An 18,811-nucleotide genomic window follows, 5' to 3' on the forward strand; every position below is an offset into this window, starting at 1 on the left:
ATCTTCAAAGGCCGGGGTTCTCGGCGATCAATACGATGGCCTGCCGACAATGATGATGGGGGCCATGAGTTTGAATACCCTGGGAATGCGCGCCTGCAGATCCAGGCGAAGGGTCTCGCAGGTTGAGTACTGTTCCAGGGTCATTTGATGCCAGATAGCATTCATGTCTTGCTTGAGTATTTCAGCCGCCGGATAGTCCGGCAGTTTCGGCAATACCAGCCCCAGTACGGCATAGGCCTTGGCGAAATCCCGCGCCAGCCCGTAGGTGCGCGGCGCCGAGGGGTGCCTTTGCGCAAAGTTGAGTTTGGCTTTGCCATTACGCGGCATGCCCGCCAGTGCATAGCCATATTCCAGCAGCGCGTCCAATTGCCCCGTCCCTGCAAGTTGTATCAACCGTTGTTGTTTTTCCAGCACGCTGGCGCTGGACTTGCTGGAAAATACTCGATCAGCCAAGGCTTGCAGGTCGCCGCCGTCCGCCGCTTTTTGCAGCAGCTCTTCAACCAGTGCACGGCGTTCCACTACGTTGGGGATCAGTTGCGGCGTGTCGCGATAGGCCTGGGCGAGTTGAAATTGTGCGGTGTGATCACCTCTGGCGACGGCCTTGTCCAACCAGCTCACATCTTTGTCGAGCAAGAACAGAAGGCGCATGGCTTGGGTATCGCCCGCAACGGCGTTGGGCGTCAGTTGTTCGCGTGCCTTTGCAAGGGAATCGGCATCACCCAGTCGCATCAGGGCAGGGATATGGTTCTGGGCCGCTGCCAGCTTGAGCCATTGGCGCGCTTCTTCAGAGGCTATGCGCAAGTCACCGTCGCGCCGGCTGACACACAGGGACATGGCGTACTGCGCCTCGGCATGGCCTCGCGCAGCGGTGATGTTCAGGCATAGCTCGGCCTGGGCGTAGCTTTCCAGGGAAAACAGTTCAAACCCGATCCTGCCGGCGATGCCATTGAGCTGGTCGAGTGATGCCTGGAGGGTTTCGCCCAACAGGCTTTTCTGCGCGTTCAACTGGGTGAGCAGTGTGAACAGCGCAGGCAGTGTTTGAGAGTCTACGTACATGAGGGTTACCTGTGCTTGTGCACTTGATGAGTGAAAACACAGGTTAAGAAAGTTGTCTGGGCCGCAAGCGTTACATAGCTATGGCTGCGCTCGGCGAGTCAGACGATGGGCCAGATGGTTCAGGTGCTGGGTCATCAGGTTCACGGCGTGGTCTGTATCGCCCTGTTCAATCGCGTCTGTCATCGCCAAGTGTTCCTGCCAGGTGCAGTAGGTGCAGGCTTGGGTTTCGTATTGCGCAATGATCAACGATGTCAGCGGTACCAGGCTGTTGAGGAACTGCGCCAACGGCGCGTTACCGGCAATCGCCGCCAACTGCAGGTGAAATTCCCCCGACAATCGAATGGCCGGTGCGCGTTGGTCACGTTCGATACAGTCGCGTTCCCTGGCAATCAGCTCGCGTAGCTGGCGCACCTGGGCGGGGGTAGCTGCGGCGCAGGCCAGTTGCACTACCATGATCTCCGTCAGCCGCCGCGCTTCGAGGATCTGTCGGGTTTGCCGGGCATCCGGCGCCGCCACCTGGGCGCGCTGGTTGGGGCGCAGGATGATCACCTGTTGATGGGACAGTTTCGCCAAGACCCGGCGAATCACACTGCGACTCACACCGAAGATTTCGCCCAGGCCCTCTTCGGTAAAACGGCTGGCCGGCGCGATGCGTTGTTCCAGAATCGCGTCGAACAGCCGTGGGTAGATATCGTCCACCGAGGGTTTTTTACCCGCGACCAGGCGCATGGCAGGCAGGGCGGTGATGACTGAATTACGTTGTAGCGCGCGGGCGGTCATGGCCTGTCTCCAATAATCAGCTGCCCAGATGGTCGTCCGGGATATTCAAGCGTATGCCCATGCGCAGACCTTCCTGAAGGATGTGCCGGCGCATCTCGGCGCTGGCCAGGGCGCTGTTCTTGTTGCGGATGGCGCGCACCACGGCTTCATTTTCCTGCAGGCGTTCGGCCAGATGTTCGGGGGAGTTGCGCAGTACCTGGGCGCTCTGCTTGAGGGCGTTGCTGGTCTGTTGCACCACGTTCTGGAAGATCGGGTTGGAGGTCAGGGCGAAGAGCTCTTCGTGGAAGTTGAGGTAGGCGTTCATCCCGGCTTCGGCGTCACCGGCGTCGAGGGCTTCGCGCATATCCATCAGGGTCAGGCGCAATTGGCCGACTTCCTTGCTGCTGATGGACTGCGCCACCAGGCCGACAATGAACGGTTCGAGGGTGTAGCGCAGTTGCAGGATGTCTTCGAGGCTGGCATCGGCCACGGTGTCACTGGCTTGGGGCTCGTTCACGCTGGTTTCGAGCACCACCACGCCCTTGCCGGGCATGGAACGCACCAGGCCGAGGGTTTCCAGCACAATCACCGCTTCGCGCAGGCTGGGGCGGCTGATGCCCATCTGTTCGGCCAGCTCGCGTTGGCCGGGCAGCATTTCACCCTGGCGCCACTGGCCCCGCTTGAGCGCGGCGCGCAGTTTTTCTACCACTGAATTGACGACGGTTGAGGTGCTGATCACGTCTGCGTCTCCTTGATGTTGCAAACACGGTTGTCAAAGTGTGGGAGGGGGCTTGCTCCCCATAGCGCTAAATCAGATACAAATGTGTTGGCTGATACACCGCTATCGGGAGCAAGCCCCCTCCCACAGTTGATCGATGTCTGCCATGAAAATGGATCAGAACTCCTGGTGTGTCGGCAGCACCGGTTTCTTGGCCTGGAAGGTATAACCCTGCTGGCCGTCGAGCACTTTGTTGGCGCGCTGGATATCGATGTCTTTTTCCCATCGGGCGATGGCTACCGTCGCTACGCAGTTGCCGATCAGGTTGGTCAGCGCGCGGCCGATGCCCATGAACCAGTCCACCGCCAGTACCAGCACCAGGCCGACCACGGGAATGGCCGGGATGGCGGTGAGTGTCGCCGCCAGAATCACCAGCGCCGACCCGGGAATGCCGTGCGCGCCCTTGGAGGTGATCAATGACACCAGCAGGATGGTCAGCAAGTCAGTCATCGACAGGGGCGTGCCGGTGGCATTGGCGATGAACACAATGGCCAGGGTCAGGTAGATCGAGAAACCATCGAGGTTGAACGAATACCCGGTCGGAATCACCAGGCCCACGGTGGAGCTGCCAATCCCCAGGTGTTCGAGTTTGCGCATGATCTGTGGCAGCACCGCGTCGGAGGAGGCGGTGCCCATCACGATCAGCAGTTCTTCACGCAGGTACTTGAGCAGCGGCAGCATGCGCAGGCCGGACAAACGCATCACCAGGCCCAGGATCAGCGCGACAAAGGCAAAGCAAGTCAGGTAGAACAAACCCACCAGGCTGCCCAGGTGCTGCAGCGAATCCAGGCCATAGGTGCTGGTGGTAAAAGCGATCGCGCCAAACACGCCAATCGGCGCCAGCCGCACGATCATGCCCATGATGCGGAAGATGATGTGGCTCAGTTCGTTGATCAGGCGCGAAATGCCTGACGCCGCTTCACCCACCAGGTTCAGTGCGCTACCGAAGAGCACCGAGAACAGCAGCACTTGCAGCACATTGTTGTCGGCGAAGGCGCCGATCACCGAGTTGGGGATCAGGTCCATCAGGAACTGGCTGGTGCCACGGATGTGTTGGCCTTTGTCGGCCAGTTCATTCAAACCGGCGGAGGAGAGCTGCTCCAGATGGATATTGGCACCGGTGCCGATGCCGGTACTGAAGGCCATGATCAAGCCGATCACCAGGGCCACGGTGGTGAGCACTTCAAAGTAGATCACCGACTTGAGGCCGATTCGCCCGACTTTCTTCAAGTCGCCGGCACCGGAAATACCGCTGACCACCACGCAGAACACGATCAGGCCGATCAGCATCTTGATCAGCTTGATAAAGCCGTCACCCAGGGGTTTGAGTTGCGAAGAGAATTCGGGAAGGGCCAGGCCGCAGATTATGCCGAGCATCAGGCCAATCACGACTTGCAGGAAAATCGAACGCGAGCACCATCTGAGCATGGGAGGGATCTCTATTCGGTGCCCTGGTGATTCCAGGGCTTAATTGTTGTGGTATTACCGGTAAGTCCAGTGCCGGGCCAGTCTACGCCGGGTTTTTTTGAAATCACAAGTAAAAATTCAGGGCTTGACCGGTCCCGGTCTGACCAGTTGGTCGGTAAGACTCAAGCTTGAGCGGTTGGCGGGTCGGAATTTTTTTCGCTTATCATCCGCGCCTTGATTGAGAGGTAATGCATGGACAAGCCAGGGCTGACTACCGATACAACAGGGCTGACCTACTGCACTTGGCGCACCTCGGCGCCGGAATATCCGCATTATCACGACCACGAGTGGGGCGTGCCGGTGGCGGATGATATCCAGCTGTACGAGAAAATTTGCCTGGAAGGTTTTCAGGCGGGCATGGCGTGGATCACCATCTTGCGCAAGCGCGAGCAGTTCCGGGCGGCATTCGAGGGGTTTGATTTTCGGCGTGTAGCGCAATACGGCGAGGCCGATATAGAGCGCTTGATGAATGATCCGGGCATCGTGCGTAACCGGGCGAAGATCGTGTCCACGCTCAACAATGCGCGTCGGGCGTGTGAGCTGGTGGATGAAACCGGGTCGCTGGCGCGCTGGTTGTGGGCGTTTGAACCCTCGGATGAGGAGCGTCCGGTGCAGGTGGACCTGGCTTACTGGACGGGTAACCCGACGTCTGCGGCTTCGGTGCGGTTGTCGAAGGCCCTGAAGAAGCGCGGCTGGACCTACGTTGGCCCGACCACGATGTACGCATTGATGCAGGCCATGGGCATGGTCAATGATCACCTGGAGGGCTGTGCTTGCCGGCCGCGCATTGATGAGCTGCGCCGGCACTTCAAGCGCCCGTGAGGCGCTGATTTGCGCCTGCGAGGCTTCACCGCGTCGGTGCTCTAGCCCATCTGGCGCAGGATATCGCGCACCCGGTCCAGCGCCGGGTCGATGTCCAGCAGTTCGATCGCGCCAAACCCGAGCGTCAGGCCCTGGCGCACCGGCGCGCTATGAAAGAACACATCCAGCGGGTACAGGCCGACGTCCGCCTCCCGTGCCAACCGAATCAGCTTCGCGATATCCAGCGGAGCCTTGCACAACGCCGCCATATGAAACCCGATCACACTGGGCACCGCTTCGAACCACGGCGACAGGTCCCCGGCCAGGCGCTGCAGGATGCGCTCGCGGCGCCCGGCGTAGACCGAGTGGCAGCGGCGAATATGCTTGAGCAAACAGCCTTCGCTGATGAACTTGGCCAATGCCCATTGCGGCAATGTGGAGCTGTGCTGATCGGTCAATTGCTTGGCCTTGAGCACTGCGCCATGAATGGCTGGCGGCAGTACGGCATAGCCCAGGCGCAGCTGCGGCAGCAGGGATTTGGAGAAGGTCCCGACGTAGGCCACCAAGCCCCGTTTGTCCATGCTTTGCAGGGAGTTGGCGGGGCGACCTTCGTAGCGGAAATCACTGTCGTAGTCGTCTTCGATGATGATCGCGCCCAACGCAAGTGCGCGGGCCAGCAAGGCTTCGCGGCGCGCCAGGCTCATGGGCATGCCCAGGGGGAACTGGTGGGACGGGGTCACATAGATCAGTCGCGTGTCGTCGGGGATCTGGTTGACCTGGATGCCCTGGGCGTCCACCGGCACGTCGGCAACGCGCGCGCCCATGGCCGTGAACAGCTGGCGGGCGGGGCTGTAGCCGGGGTCTTCCATGGCGACGAGGGTGCCGGGTTCCACCACCACGCGAGCAATCAAGTCCAGCGCCTGTTGCGCGCCGTTGGTGACCACAATGTCATTGGCGTGGCATTTCACCCCGCGAGAAAAGGCGATATGCCCGGCGATAGCCTCGCGCAATGCCGGCAGACCTTCCGGTTGGCTGTAAAAACCGCTGTTGAGTGCGATACGGCGTAATGCATCCTGGGTACAACGTCGCCATTCATCCTGGGGAAATTGATTGCGCGTGGTGGCCCCGCCGAGGAATTCATAACGCAGGGTTTTCTCAGGTGTGGGATGGTGCATGGGCGAGGGCAACGCGGCCCATTTTTCCAGGTTGGCGGCGCAGGCCAGGTCGGCGGCGGTTTGCAGGCACTCGGGCGGCGGCGCCCAGGCGTTGACGAAGGTGCCCCGGCCGATCTTGCCGACCAGCAACCCTTCATACGTCAGCGTGGCGTAGGTGTCGGAGACGGTCTTGCGCGATACGCCTAACTGCTCGGCGAGCAGGCGGCTGGGAGGCAGTTGCGCGCCGGCCGAAAGCCGCCCGGCGGCGATGGCTTCGCGCAACTGCTGGTAAAGCTGGACGGCCAGGTCCTTGCGGCCATTGATGACGAGGTGCAATTCCATGTTTCATCCTGGGACAGATCGGTCTGCGCCAAGGTTACCCGCAAATCCCCCCTGATACTTGTAGTGAGCGGGCTTGCCCTAATGCCAGTCAGTTAAGCGATAAAGCGGACGATGGATAAATTGTGGGAGGGGCGGTGCGACGATTCGACTTGCTCCCGATGGCCTGCGTAGCAGGCCCATTTTTGAGGCCGCTGCGCGGCCTATCGGGAGCAAGCCCCCTCCCACAGTGACCGCGTTAATCCTTAACTGACTGGCATTAGGGCTTGCCCCGCGCTGGGGGGCAAGCCCGCTCACTACAGTTGGGTTCAGGACAGGAAGCCGCCGTCCACATTCAGCGATACACCGGTGGTGTAGCTCGACGCATCACTGGCCAGGAACAATACCGCACCGGCCATCTCGCTCGGGTCGGCGACGCGCTTGAGCGGGATCTGCGCCAGGGCCATTTTCAGGATCGAATCGTTCTTCACCAGCGCCGAGGCGAATTTGGTATCGGTCAGGCCCGGCAGCAGCGCGTTGCAACGAATGCCGAACGCCGCACATTCCTTGGCGAACACCTTGGTCATGTTGATCACGGCCGCCTTGGTCACCGAGTAGATGCCCTGGAACACGCCTGGGGAAATGCCGTTGATCGAGGCCACGTTGATGATGCTGCCGCCGCCGTTCTCGCGCATCAATTTGCCGGCTTCCACCGACATGAAGAAATAGCCGCGAATGTTCACGTCGACGGTCTTCTGGAACGCGCCGAGGTCGGTGTCCAGCACATTGCAGAATTGCGGGTTGGTCGCCGCGTTATTGACCAGGATGTCCAGGCGCCCGAACTGTTCCCGGATACCGGCGAACACTTGGGTGATCTGCTCCATTTCACCAATATGGCAGGCAATCGCCGTGGCTTTGCCGCCATCGGCGATGATCGCGTCGGCCACGTGCTGGCAGCCCTCCAGCTTGCGGCTGGACACGATCACGTGCGCGCCTTGCTGGGCCAGCAGCTTGGCGATGGCCTCACCGATACCGCGGCTGGCACCGGAAACAAAGGCGATCTTGCCGTCGAGGTCGAACAGGTTGGTCTTGGACATGAGGTTTCCTTGTTCTGGTAATCAGAGTGCGGATTTGGCGATGACATTCAGGCTCATCTGCTCGAGCAGCTTGTTCATCTGGATGAACTGCGCAAAGCGTTTGTCCTGCGTCTGGCCATGGAAGAAGCGGTAGTAGATCTGCTGCACGATCCCGGCCAGGCGGAACAGGCCATAGGTGTAGTAGAAGTCGAAGTTGTCGATCTGCAGGCCGGAACGTTCGGCGTAGTAATCGACAAACTGACGGCGGGTGAGCATGCCGGGGGCGTTGCTCGGCTGGCGGCGCATCAGTTGCACGGGTGCGGGGTCGGCGGCTTCGATCCAGTAGGCGAGGGTGTTGCCCAAGTCCATCAAGGGGTCGCCGAGGGTGGTCAGCTCCCAGTCCAGCACGCCGATGATCTGCATGGGGTTGTGCGGGTCGAGGATCACGTTGTCGAAACGGTAGTCGTTGTGCACGATGCTGGACGTAGGATGGTCGGCCGGCATCTTGTCGTTGAGCCACAGACGCACTTTCTCCCAGCTGGGCGCGTCCGGGGTCAAGGCCTTTTCGTAACGCTCGCTCCAGCCACGAATCTGCCGTGCGACATAGCCTTCGGGTTTACCCAGGTCGGCCAGGCCGCAGGCGGTGTAATCCACTTGGTGCAGTTCGACGAATTTGTCGATGAAGCTTTTGCACAGGGCTTCGGTCCGGGTCGCGTCCAGGTCCAGTTCGGCCGGGAGGTCAGAGCGCAGGATGATGCCGTTGACCCGTTCCATGACGTAGAACTCGGCGCCGATCACCGATTCATCCGTGCAATGCACGTAGGCTTTCGGGCAGTACGGGAACCCATCCTTGAGCTGGTTGAGAATGCGGTATTCGCGGCCCATGTCGTGGGCGGACTTGGCCTTGTGGCCAAATGGCGGGCGGCGCAGTACGAACTCCTGGCCCGGGTATTCCAGCAGGTAAGTCAGGTTGGACGCACCGCCGGGGAATTGGCTGATCTTGACTGTGCCGCTCAGCCCCGGAATGTGGGCCTTGAGGTAAGGATCGATCAGGCTGGCATCCAGTTCTTCGCCTGGGCGGATCTGAGTCGATTGGTCGTTAAGCGCCATGCTTATCCCTTCTGCTTATTTTAAAGGCCGTGGACTATTGGCTAATCTAATGCGCGCCGCCGCTCAGCGACAAGGTCGGGGCGGCTTAATAGGTTAGCGTGTTGGAGGATGATCAGCGGGCCTGATGTGCTCAAATCACCAGTACTGCACGGCCGCCGGGAGTACAGGACAGGTTGGCACCGATTTCGACTTTTGCCAGGTCCACGCCCAGGCCGGCGAGCAGGTTATTGACCAGCGGGTCGAGCAAAGGGCTGAGCAGGCCGGAGATGACCCCGCTGAGCAGGTTCAGCACGCCGGTCAGCACGTCGACCACCAGGCCCACCACCAAACCGAGAAGCCCGGTGAGTGTCGGTGTATGGCTGGTCAGCCGGATACCGTTGAGGGTGTCGCTCAAGCTGCCGACCACGTTATTGGCGCTGAAACTGAAATAGCTCGGCGGTTGCTTGACCTCCGGCGGCGACACATAGACATGGGCGCGGGTGGTCTTGGCCACGCTGCTGTCGACGCGCAGGCTCAGGCCACCGACTGCGTAGGGTTGTCGTGGGTCGCACACGCCTTTGCTGCAGGTCTTGACGCCAAGGTCGAGCAGCGGGAAATCGTCGACTTTCAGCGGGGCGATGGATGAGAACAGGTTCTTCGGGTCGACCTGGCCCACCATCAGCCTGACGGCTGAGGTGGTGCCTGACACCGAGAGGGATTTGTCGGCGGGCCCGTTGCAACCATAGCCGGTCACGTAGCTGCTGCCGCTGGCGGCCTCCAGGGCGATATCGATTTGCGTGCCAGGCACCACATCCAATGAGCTGCCCAGCAGCAAACCCACCAGGTCGGTGACCAGGCCGATCACCTTGGTGAGCCCGTCGATCACCGGCAGTTTAAGGGAAATCCAGGTCCTGACTTGCGCCGTGCGCACCGCAATCGGCTGGGTGTCGATCAACTGAGGGTTACCGATAGCGGAGATCTGGGCCGGCTCGATGACCCGGGTCTTGACCGTGACATTCAACAAGCCCAGCACATCGACCGGCAGCTCGACCGCCACCGCGCTGGCCTTGTTCGACAGTTGCACAAAGCCCTGGATCAGGTTGAACAGTTGCAGGTCGACATTCAGTGCGCTTTTATCGGTGCCGTTCTGGATCTTGACCAGGTCACCCAGGTGCAGGATCTGCGTGCCGGGTGCGATCAGCTTGATGGTTTCCAGGTTGTTGATCACCACCTGTACCGCGTCGCCGCCCAGCTTGAGCACGTCGATGGCGGCCTGGATCAACTGGCCAACGGTGGCGTCGGTCTGGAGCAGTTGGTCGTAGTTGCCGGCGCTGACATTCAGGCGGATGGCCAGGGCATCCAGGTAGCTGAGCAGGCTGATATCGGTGTTGATCAAGCCATTCCAACCCACCGCGTCGAGCTGCAGCTTGCCGCCCAGCAGGCCGCCGATCAGGCCATTGAGGGCGGCGGACTGAGTGCTGTCTATCGTCAGCAAGGTGCTGCGCACGGTGAGCGTGGCCACCGGTGGTGCGGGGGCGGCGGCCACTGCGGTGGCGCTCAGCAGCGTGGTCAGGCTGATGGGCTGTGCCGAAAACAGTGTGTGCAGTGCATGGGCGATGCTGGTGGCAACGCGGTGGGTGGCGATCACCTGGATGGCATCGGTTTTGCTCGGGTCGGCGCTGAAGGTGCGCATAAAGTCCGCGCCGGTGGCCAGGGCGCCGCAGGCGGTGCTCAACGTACGGTTTGCATCGACCGGGAAGTCATTGCGCAGGGCGCTTTGGGTCGCGAATTGCGCGGCATTGTCATTCGGCGCCGTGCATTTGCCGCCGCGGCTGACAGCTTCCAGCGCCGCAGTGTCGACGACGCGTTGCAGCTTGCGTTTTTCCAGGTACAGGCGGCCACTGTCGACCACCAATAGCAGAAACAACAGCGCGATCCCAAGCGTCAATGCGCCGATCAAACCAATGGCACCGCGTTGACGGGCCGGGCCGGGTCCATGGCCAACCATTGTGCGTTCCTTCGCCGGTCCTGCACCGGCGTCCTGAGCATCCCCGCATGCAGTGTAGACAGGTTTTACGACGTAGCTGGCTAATCGCTACTAGTTGCGTGGCGGGAGGGGTACCGGGGTCAGCACCGGACGGCCGGCGAAATATTCCACCAGGTTGTCGGCCACGCGTTGCACCGTGTCATGGGCGGCTTCCGGCGACAGGCCGGCCACATGCGAGGTGAGCACGGTATTGCTCAGGCGCTTGAGGGCGTCCGGCACTTTGGGCTCATCATCGAACACATCCAGCGCCGCGCCGCCGATACGCCGTTGCTCAAGGGCGGCGACCAGGTCAGCGGTGACCACCACGCTGCCACGTCCGATGTTCACCAGATAGCCGTTCGGCCCCAGGGCGTCGAGCGCATGGCGATCGATCAGATGGCGGGTGCCCGCGCCGCCCGGCGTGGCCAGGATCAGGAAGTCCGAGGTGCGCGCCAGTTCTATCGCCGTTGCGCAGTAGGTGTAGTCCACATCATCACGGGGCTGGCGGTTGTGATAACTGACCTCCATGCCGAAACCGAGTGAAGCGCGCTTGGCGATCTCCATGCCGACTGCACCGAGCCCGAGAATGCCCAATTGTTTACCGCCCAGGGAAGGGCGCATGACCTTCGGCCATTCACTGCGCCGTACCGCCGCATCGGTCTGGGGAATACCGCGCACCAGCGACAGCAGCAACGCCATGGCGTGGTCGGCCACCGACGGCGCATTCACCCCGGCGCCATTGGTCACCACGATCCCGCGATTGCTCGCCGCCTGCAGGTCCACATGTTCGTAGCCGGCACCGATCACGCAGATGATCTCCAGCAGCGGCAACGCAGCGATTTCCTCGGCGTACAGCCCCAGTGGCCCACGGGTCAGCACAGCCTTGATCTGCCCGCCGTGGGTCTTGATCGCCTGGGCGCGTTCGGCGGGCGTCGGAGCCAGGATTACATGGAACTCGCTGTCCTCGATGATGGACAGGTAGTCGTTGATGGTTTCAACCAGGACCAGAACAGTGGTGGACATCGCAAGGCTCTTCCTGAAGGGTTTGATAGGGGCAGTATGCGGGATTTGCAGGGCGGAACAATTTGTCCGATCAGAAAATCCCGCATGGGGCGGCTAAAAAACCACATCCAGCGCTTTGACTCGCTTCACAAACGCGCCCGCCAACGTCGCATTGTGATGCTCAATGATCGCCTCGGCCTTCAGCGCCGGGGTGTCCATGCACGTATGGCCATCCTCCGGCAACACCACCGAGAAACCCAGCTCGGCTGCCACTCGACAGGTGGTGTCGATACAGAACTGGGTCTTCATGCCCGCGATCACCAATTCATTGATCTGCGCCGCTGCCAGTTGCTGCGCCAGGCGGGTGCCGAGAAAGCAACTGGGGCGGGTTTTATCGAACAGATGGTCGCGGGCCGGGTCGACGTCCAGGCCCGGCCAGAGCTGCCAGAGCGCGCTGCCGGCTGCGATCGGTGAACCCTCGGGGCCAGTGTGTCGGGCCACGAATATCGGTGCCTGGGCTTTGCGAGCGCGCTGAATCAGCTGGTTGATGGTGCCCAGAACGCGTTCGCGCTCGAAGGGTTTTTCCGGCCCATCGTATAAACCGGTTTGCATATCGATGATCAACAGGGCGTTAGCCATGGTCTTGCTCCTTGCAGTGGCCAGAGGGCGAGGCAATAAAAAGGCCCCGTCCATTGCTGGCGGGGCCTTGGGTTGTTTGGGGGTATCTCTAGTTCACGCACCCACGGCAACCGCACGACCCGCCATGAGCGGTCGTGGTGGTGGTACGGGTGAGGCGCAACGGGATTGGGTTCATGGTTTGATGATGCTGGGAAGGGCGGCGGGCTGTCAATGGACGCGACGGGTAGCCCGTCTGGTTGCCATATATCGTGCTGCGGCCCGCTGATACCGCGGCTTATGGCCGACCTTGCGCATCTGCACCGCAACACCGTTCCTCAGCTAAGTCTTTGCTTATTCGAAAGAATCCCGGAGAATCGCGCGCTTGTTATGGCTGGGGCGCTGCCTGTCAGGTATTTCTGACTCGTCCCGGCCGTGTGAATGCGGAGATCCGACCGGATGAATGATCAGGCCAATAGCGTCGACGAACGTTATGCAACGACACCTGCAACCCTCACAAGCTGGAGCCGCCAGGACACGACCTGGATGCTCGGCCTGTTCGGCACCGCCATTGGCGCCGGTACTTTGTTCTTGCCGATCAACGCGGGTCTGGGGGGCTTCTGGCCGCTGGTGATCCTCGCGGTACTGGCGTTCCCGATGACATTCTTTGCCCACCGTGGCCTGACCCGTTTCGTCCTGTCCGGCCGCGACGGTTCCGACATTACCGACGTCGTCGAAGAGCATTTCGGCCTCAAGGCCGGCGCATTGATCACCCTGTTGTACTTCTTCGCGATCTTCCCGATCCTGCTGATCTACAGCGTGGCGCTGACCAACACGGTCAGCAGCTTCATGGAGCACCAATTGCACATCCTGCCGCCGCCTCGTGCGGTCCTGGCGTTCGTGCTGATCCTCGGCCTGCTGGCGGTAGTGCGTTGCGGTGAACAAGTGATCGTCAAGGCCATGAGCCTGATGGTGTACCCGTTCATCGTGGCCTTGCTGTTCCTGGCGGTGTACCTGGTGCCGCACTGGACCGGCGGCATCCTGAGCACCGCCAACGAAGTGCCGGCACCCTCGGCGCTGCTTAACACGCTGTGGCTGGCGATTCCGGTGATGGTGTTCTCGTTCAACCATTCGCCGATCATCTCGGCGTTCGCCGTTGATCAGAAACGCCAGTACGGCGCCCACGCTGATGAGCGCAGTTCACAGATCCTGTCCCGCGCGCACCTGTTGATGGTGGCGATGGTGCTGTTCTTCGTGTTCAGTTGTGTGTTGACCTTGTCGCCGGCGCAACTGGCGGAAGCGAAAGCCCAGAACTTGTCGATCCTGTCGTACCTGGCCAACCACTTCGATAACCCGACTATCGCTTTCGCCGCGCCGCTGATTGCCTTCGTGGCGATTGCCAAGTCGTTCCTGGGTCACTACATCGGGGCCAGCGAAGGTCTCAAGGGCCTGGTGCTCAAGACCGGTCGCCGTCCGGCCGCCAAGTCACTGGACCGCCTGACCGCCGCGTTTATGCTGATCGTGTGCTGGCTCGTTGCCACGCTTAACCCAAGCATCCTTGGCATGATCGAAACCCTGGGCGGCCCGGTGATCGCGTCGATCCTGTTCCTGATGCCGATGTATGCCATTCGCAAGGTGCCGGCCATGGCCAAGTACCGCGGGCAGGCATCCAACGTGTTCGTCACGGCCGTGGGCCTGGTGGCAATCACGGCATTGATCTACTCGCTGCTGTCCTGACCTCAGGGCATTAGGCACAAGGCCGATTCGCGCACACCGCGAATCGGCTTTTTTTTGCCGGTACAAAAGCTGACGCCGCTCAACCGCGGCCCGGCAATGAGGGCTAAGCTTACGCACGCTTTTTGCCAGGATGGGTTGGGCCGATTGAAGACTGAAACCGATGTACCTGCCGCCGTACCCTCAAACCGTATCCAGGACCTGCTGGCCGGATTATCCATTGCCGGTTTGCTGCTGCCGGAGGCCGTGGCGTATTCCAGCATTGCCGCACTGCCGCCTCAGGCCGGGGTGATTGCCTTGTTTGCCGGGCTGGTGTGCTACGGCCTGTTCGGCACCAGCCGTTTTGCGATTGTCTCGGCCACCTCGTCGTCGGCGGCTGTGTTGGCGGCGGCAACGGCCAGCCTGGCCGGTGATGACCCGGCCCTGAGGCTGTCCCTGGCCTTCGGATTGGTGTTGCTCACTGGGGTGTTTTTCCTGTTGGCCGGCCTGTTCAAGCTCGGCGGCATCACCTCGTTCATCGCCAAGCCGGTGTTGCGTGGCTTTGCCTTCGGCCTGGCGCTGACCATCATCCTCAAGCAATTGGCCAGTGTGGTGGGCGTGCACCTGACCGATAACAACCTGATCCGTTTTCTACCGCAGTTGCTGGAGCAACTGCCGCGCTGGAACTGGCCCGCGGCCCTGGTGGCGGCCCTGGCATTGCTGGTGTTGTGGCTGTGCGCGCGCTTGCCGCGCGTGCCTGGTGGGCTGGTGGTTGTGGTGCTGGGCATCGCTGCCGGGCAGTATCTGGACCTGCAGGCTCATGGCGTGGCGCTGATCGGCATGATCGACCTGCGCCTGGAGCTGGGGCATTTGCCGGTGCTGCCGTTTGCCGATTGGCTGCGCCTGGGCGAGTTGGCGTTTGCGCTGGTGATGATCCTGTACGCCGAGTCCTACGGCTCTATCAGTTCGTTTGCGCTCAAGCATGGCGACCGTGTGTCGTCCAACCGCGACCTGCTCGCGTTGGGCGTTGCCAACCTGGTTTCCGGGCTGTTCCACGGCATGCCGGCCGGTGCCGGGTACTCCGCGACGTCGGCCAATGAGGCGGCTGGCGCTTATTCACGCTTGGCGGGGATCGTCGCGGCGCTGGTGACATTGCTGATTGTGCTGACGGTGCTGCCCTATGTCGCGCTCACGCCGGAGCCGGTGCTGGCGGCTGTCGTTATCTATGCGCTGGGGCGGGGCTTGAGTTTGCAGCCGCTGGGGCGTTATTTCCTCTGGCGGCGCGATCGCTTGCTGGTGATCTGTGCGGTGGCGGCGGTGCTGGTATTGGGGGTGCTGGATGGTTTGCTGCTCGCGGTCGCAATCAGTGTGATGCTGATGCTGCGCCAGATGTCGTCAGCCGATATCCAGGTACTGGGGCGCCTGGGTGACAGCCATGACTTTGTCGACCGTCAGCACCATGCCGATGCTTCGGCTGTACCGGGGGTACTGATCGTACGGCCCAGCGAAGCCCTGTTTTTTGCGAATGCCGAGCGCATCCTTGGCGCGGCCTTGCGCCTGATGCGGCAGTCGCCGGTCGAGGCGATGGTGTTGAGCCTGGAGGAATCGCCGGACCTTGACGGCACCAGCATCGAAGCGCTGGCGGCATTTTTTGCCCAGGTCCATGCGCAGGGCAAGCGCCTGGTGTTGGCCCGTGTGCGACATGATGCCCGCGAGGTCTTGCAGGGGTTGCCTGAAGCGGTGGCACCGCAGGTGCGGCTCAGTGGCTTGAGTGTCGATGGCGCGGTGCAATTGGCGCTTGAGATGAGTAACGCGTGACGCAGACATGATGTGGGAGGGGCGGTGCGACGATTCGACTTGCTCCCGATGGACTGCGTAGCAGGCCCATTTTTGAGGCCGCTGCGCGGCCTATCGGGAGCAAGCCCCCTCCCACAGTGACAGCGTCAAGTCTTAACTGACAGGTATTAGGGAAAGCCCCCACATTTTTATATTCCGGGCATAAAAAAACGCCGCGTATCTTGCGATGCGCGGCGTCCTTTACATCAACATACCGTTAAGCTTGAACTACCGGGATGTTGGCGCTTGCTGCGATCTTGCGGAACTCGGCGATCTGGTCGAAGTTCAGGTAGCGATAGACGTCACTGGCCATGGTGTCCAGTTTCGCTGCGTAACCCATGTACTCTTCGACGGTCGGCAGGCGACCCAGGGTGGAAGCCACAGCCGCCAGCTCAGCCGAAGCCAGGTAGACGTTCGCGCCGTCACCCAGACGGTTCGGGAAGTTACGGGTCGAGGTCGACACCACGGTCGAGTTCGGCTCTACGCGTGCCTGGTTACCCATGCACAGCGAGCAGCCTGGCATTTCCATGCGTGCGCCAGCCTTGCCGTAGATGCCGTAGTAGCCTTCTTCGGTCAGTTGGTGAGCGTCCATCTTGGTCGGCGGCGACAGCCACAGACGGGTTGGCAGCTGACCCTTGACTTGTTCCAGCAGCTTACCGGCAGCGCGGAAGTGACCGATGTTGGTCATGCACGAACCGATGAACACTTCGTCGATCTTCTCGCCGGCAACGCTCGACAGCAGACGGGCATCGTCCGGGTCGTTCGGTGCACAGAGGATAGGCTCGTTGATGTCGTTCAGGTCGATCTCGATGACTTCGGCGTATTCCGCGTCGGCATCGGCTTCCATCAGTTCAGGGTTGGCGACCCAGGCTTCCATCGCTTGGGCGCGACGTTCCAGGGTGCGTGCATCGCCGTAGCCTTCGCCGATCATCCAGCGCAGCAGGGTGATGTTGGAGTTCAGGTACTCGGTGATGGACTCTTTGGACAGCTTGATGGTGCAACCGGCAGCCGAACGTTCGGCCGACGCGTCGGACAGTTCGAAAGCCTGTTCCAGCGTCAGGTCGTTCAGGCCTTCGATCTCCAGGATGCGGCCGGAGAAGGCGTTCTTCTTGCCTTTCTTCTCGACGGTCAGCAGGCCGGACTGGATGGCGTAGTAAGGAATGGCATGAACCAGGTCACGCAGGGTGATGCCAGGTTTCATTTTGCCTTTGAAGCGCACCAGGATCGATTCCGGCATGTCCAGCGGCATGACGCCGGTGGCGGCGGCGAACGCCACCAGGCCGGAACCGGCCGGGAACGAGATGCCCATCGGGAAGCGGGTGTGGGAGTCACCACCGGTACCGACGGTATCCGGCAGCAGCATGCGGTTCAGCCAGCTGTGGATGATGCCGTCGCCAGGGCGCAGCGATACGCCGCCACGGGTCATGATGAAGTCAGGCAGGGTGTGGTGGGTGGTCACGTCGATCGGCTTTGGATAGGCCGCGGTGTGGCAGAAGGACTGCATTACCAGATCGGTCGAGAAGCCCAGGCACGCCAGGTCTTTGAGTTCATCACGGGTCATTGGGCCGGTGGTGTCCTGGGAACCCACGGTGGTCATCTTCGGCTCGCAGTAGGTGCCTGGACGAACGCCTTTGCCTTCCGGCAGGCCGCAAGCCTTGCCGACCATCTTCTGTGCCAGGGTGTAGCCTTTTCCGGTATCGACAGGGGCTTCAGGCAGCTTGAACAGGTCGGTAGGGCCGAGGCCCAGTTCGGCGCGCGCCTTTTCAGTGAGGCCACGACCGATGATCAGCGGGATACGGCCGCCGGCGCGGACTTCGTCCAGCAGCACCGGGGTCTTCATTTCGAAGGTGGCCAGGACTTCGTCGGTACCGTGCTTGCAGACTTTGCCGGCATGCGGGTACAGGTCGATCACGTCGCCCATGTTCAGGTTGGATACGTCGAACTCGATCGGCAATGCGCCAGCATCTTCCATGGTGTTGTAGAAGATCGGGGCGATCTTGCTGCCGAAGCAGAAGCCGCCGGCACGCTTGTTCGGTACGTAAGGCACGTCGTCGCCGAAGAACCACAGTACGGAGTTGGTTGCCGATTTACGCGACGAACCGGTGCCGACCACGTCGCCCACGTAGGCGATCGGGAAGCCTTGGCCGCGCATTTCTTCGATCTGCTTCATCGGGCCGGTCTTGCCTTGCTCGTCCGGTACGATGCCTTCGCGGGCCATTTTCAGCATGGCCAGGGCGTGCAGCGGGATATCAGGGCGGGACCAGGCATCCGGGGCAGGGGACAGGTCGTCGGTGTTGGTTTCGCCGGTGACCTTGAACACGCGCAGGCTGATCTTGTCGGCCAGGGTCGGACGGTTCTTGAACCATTCGCCGTCGGCCCAGGACTGGATCACGGCCTTGGCATGCACGTTGCCGTTCTTGGCTTTTTCGGACACGTCGTGGAACGCATCGAACATCAGCAGGGTGTGCTTGAGTTGGTCGGCCGCGACAGGTGCCAGGGTGGCATCGTCCAGCAGTTCGACCAGGGTCACGATGTTGTAGCCGCCTTGCATGGTGCCCAGCAGTTCAACGGCGCGTTGCTTGCTGATCAGGGGGGAAGTGGCTTCGCCCTTGGCCAGGGCAGACAGGAAACCGGCCTTGACGTAGGCAGCTTCGTCAACGCCTGGTGGAATGCGGTTGGTGATCAGGTCAACGAGGAATTCTTCTTCGCCAGCCGGAGGATTTTTCAGCAGCTCGACCAGGCCTGCGGTTTGTTCGGCGTTAAGCGGCTGGGGAACGATACCCAGTGCTGCGCGCTCTTCGATATGTTTGCGGTAGGCTTCAAGCACAGTTATTACCCTCATCAGTGGTCCCACGGGACGCTCATCCAGAAATGAACGGCACGCATGCGCTCAGGGGCTTTTTGGGCCGCAAAGCCAGCGCTGCCGGCATTCCTCACAGAAGCTGCTTTCAAAGTTTTACGCCTGCAGAACGGAGCTGATGAGGGTTGGCGCGGGCTTTGACCTACCGGGTCATAACACGCGCCAACACCGTTCTGAAGGAACGACTGTGCTCGTGACGCTTTGAAAACAGCTTCCAGCGGATATTATTGGCGCCTTACAAGGCCGGATGATTCTACGGCA

General features: G+C 61.3%; 14 protein-coding genes. 3 read left to right on the top strand and 11 right to left on the bottom strand.

Features of this window, described 5'->3' with window-relative positions; genetic code table 11:
• Positions 1-27: 27 nt before the first annotated feature.
• From MJP36_RS15295 to MJP36_RS15310, 4 genes are all read right to left on the bottom strand, one after another.
• A complete protein-coding gene (locus tag MJP36_RS15295; protein ID WP_104993969.1) occupies positions 28-1,056 on the bottom strand; it encodes an SEL1-like repeat protein in 1,029 nt (342 codons plus the stop codon).
• A 78-nt stretch (positions 1,057-1,134) separates the two neighbouring features.
• Complete coding sequence (locus tag MJP36_RS15300) at positions 1,135-1,836, bottom strand: GntR family transcriptional regulator (protein ID WP_104993968.1); 702 nt, start codon at positions 1,834-1,836, stop codon at positions 1,135-1,137.
• Positions 1,837-1,852: 16 nt separating this feature from the next.
• On the bottom strand, positions 1,853-2,554 hold the full coding sequence (locus tag MJP36_RS15305) for a FadR/GntR family transcriptional regulator (RefSeq protein ID WP_104993967.1): 702 nt from the start codon (positions 2,552-2,554) through the stop codon (positions 1,853-1,855).
• A gap of 156 nt (positions 2,555-2,710) precedes the next feature.
• Positions 2,711-4,036: a C4-dicarboxylate transporter DctA gene (locus MJP36_RS15310; protein ID WP_174554059.1), complete on the bottom strand. Its 1,326-nt coding sequence runs from the start codon at positions 4,034-4,036 to the stop codon at positions 2,711-2,713.
• A gap of 216 nt (positions 4,037-4,252) precedes the next feature.
• On the opposite strand from MJP36_RS15310, the gene MJP36_RS15315 reads away from it, so the two are divergent.
• Entirely contained in the window at positions 4,253-4,882 is a 630-nt protein-coding gene (locus tag MJP36_RS15315) for a DNA-3-methyladenine glycosylase I (protein ID WP_244383353.1), read from the top strand.
• A gap of 41 nt (positions 4,883-4,923) precedes the next feature.
• Here the strand turns inward: MJP36_RS15315 and pdxR are convergent, their stop codons facing one another.
• The 6 genes from pdxR to MJP36_RS15345 all read right to left on the bottom strand — a co-directional run bounded on the left by pdxR (position 4,924) and on the right by MJP36_RS15345 (position 12,165).
• On the bottom strand, positions 4,924-6,357 hold the full coding sequence (pdxR, locus tag MJP36_RS15320) for a MocR-like pyridoxine biosynthesis transcription factor PdxR (protein ID WP_244383354.1): 1,434 nt from the start codon (positions 6,355-6,357) through the stop codon (positions 4,924-4,926).
• Positions 6,358-6,662: 305 nt separating this feature from the next.
• Complete coding sequence (locus MJP36_RS15325; protein ID WP_060752634.1) at positions 6,663-7,430, bottom strand: SDR family oxidoreductase; 768 nt, start codon at positions 7,428-7,430, stop codon at positions 6,663-6,665.
• A gap of 21 nt (positions 7,431-7,451) precedes the next feature.
• Positions 7,452-8,519, bottom strand: a complete 1,068-nt coding sequence (locus tag MJP36_RS15330; RefSeq protein WP_244383355.1) for a phosphotransferase family protein — start codon at positions 8,517-8,519, stop codon at positions 7,452-7,454.
• Between the two features lie 130 nt (positions 8,520-8,649).
• Positions 8,650-10,506, bottom strand: a complete 1,857-nt coding sequence (locus tag MJP36_RS15335) for a pilus assembly protein TadG-related protein (RefSeq protein ID WP_244383356.1) — start codon at positions 10,504-10,506, stop codon at positions 8,650-8,652.
• Between the two features lie 90 nt (positions 10,507-10,596).
• Positions 10,597-11,547 (bottom strand): 2-hydroxyacid dehydrogenase, encoded by a 951-nt coding sequence (locus MJP36_RS15340; RefSeq protein WP_244383357.1) that lies wholly within the window; start codon positions 11,545-11,547, stop codon positions 10,597-10,599.
• Positions 11,548-11,640: 93 nt separating this feature from the next.
• Positions 11,641-12,165, bottom strand: a complete 525-nt coding sequence (locus MJP36_RS15345; RefSeq protein ID WP_244383358.1) for a cysteine hydrolase family protein — start codon at positions 12,163-12,165, stop codon at positions 11,641-11,643.
• A 435-nt stretch (positions 12,166-12,600) separates the two neighbouring features.
• Here MJP36_RS15345 and MJP36_RS15350 point away from each other — a divergent pair, with 435 nt between their 5' ends.
• The gene (locus tag MJP36_RS15350; RefSeq protein WP_090370692.1) at positions 12,601-13,878 is read left to right on the top strand and encodes a serine/threonine transporter; all 1,278 of its coding nucleotides are present in this window, start codon (positions 12,601-12,603) and stop codon (positions 13,876-13,878) included.
• Between the two features lie 144 nt (positions 13,879-14,022).
• Positions 14,023-15,672: a SulP family inorganic anion transporter gene (locus MJP36_RS15355; RefSeq protein WP_244383359.1), complete on the top strand. Its 1,650-nt coding sequence runs from the start codon at positions 14,023-14,025 to the stop codon at positions 15,670-15,672.
• A gap of 235 nt (positions 15,673-15,907) precedes the next feature.
• Here the strand turns inward: MJP36_RS15355 and acnB are convergent, their stop codons facing one another.
• Positions 15,908-18,517, bottom strand: a complete 2,610-nt coding sequence (gene acnB / locus MJP36_RS15360; protein ID WP_060752641.1) for a bifunctional aconitate hydratase 2/2-methylisocitrate dehydratase — start codon at positions 18,515-18,517, stop codon at positions 15,908-15,910.
• Between the last annotated feature and the right edge of the window lie 294 nt (positions 18,518-18,811).

Origin of the sequence: Pseudomonas palleroniana (genome assembly GCF_022836895.1) — a bacterium.
GTDB classification, from domain to species: Bacteria; Pseudomonadota; Gammaproteobacteria; order Pseudomonadales; family Pseudomonadaceae; genus Aquipseudomonas; species Aquipseudomonas palleroniana.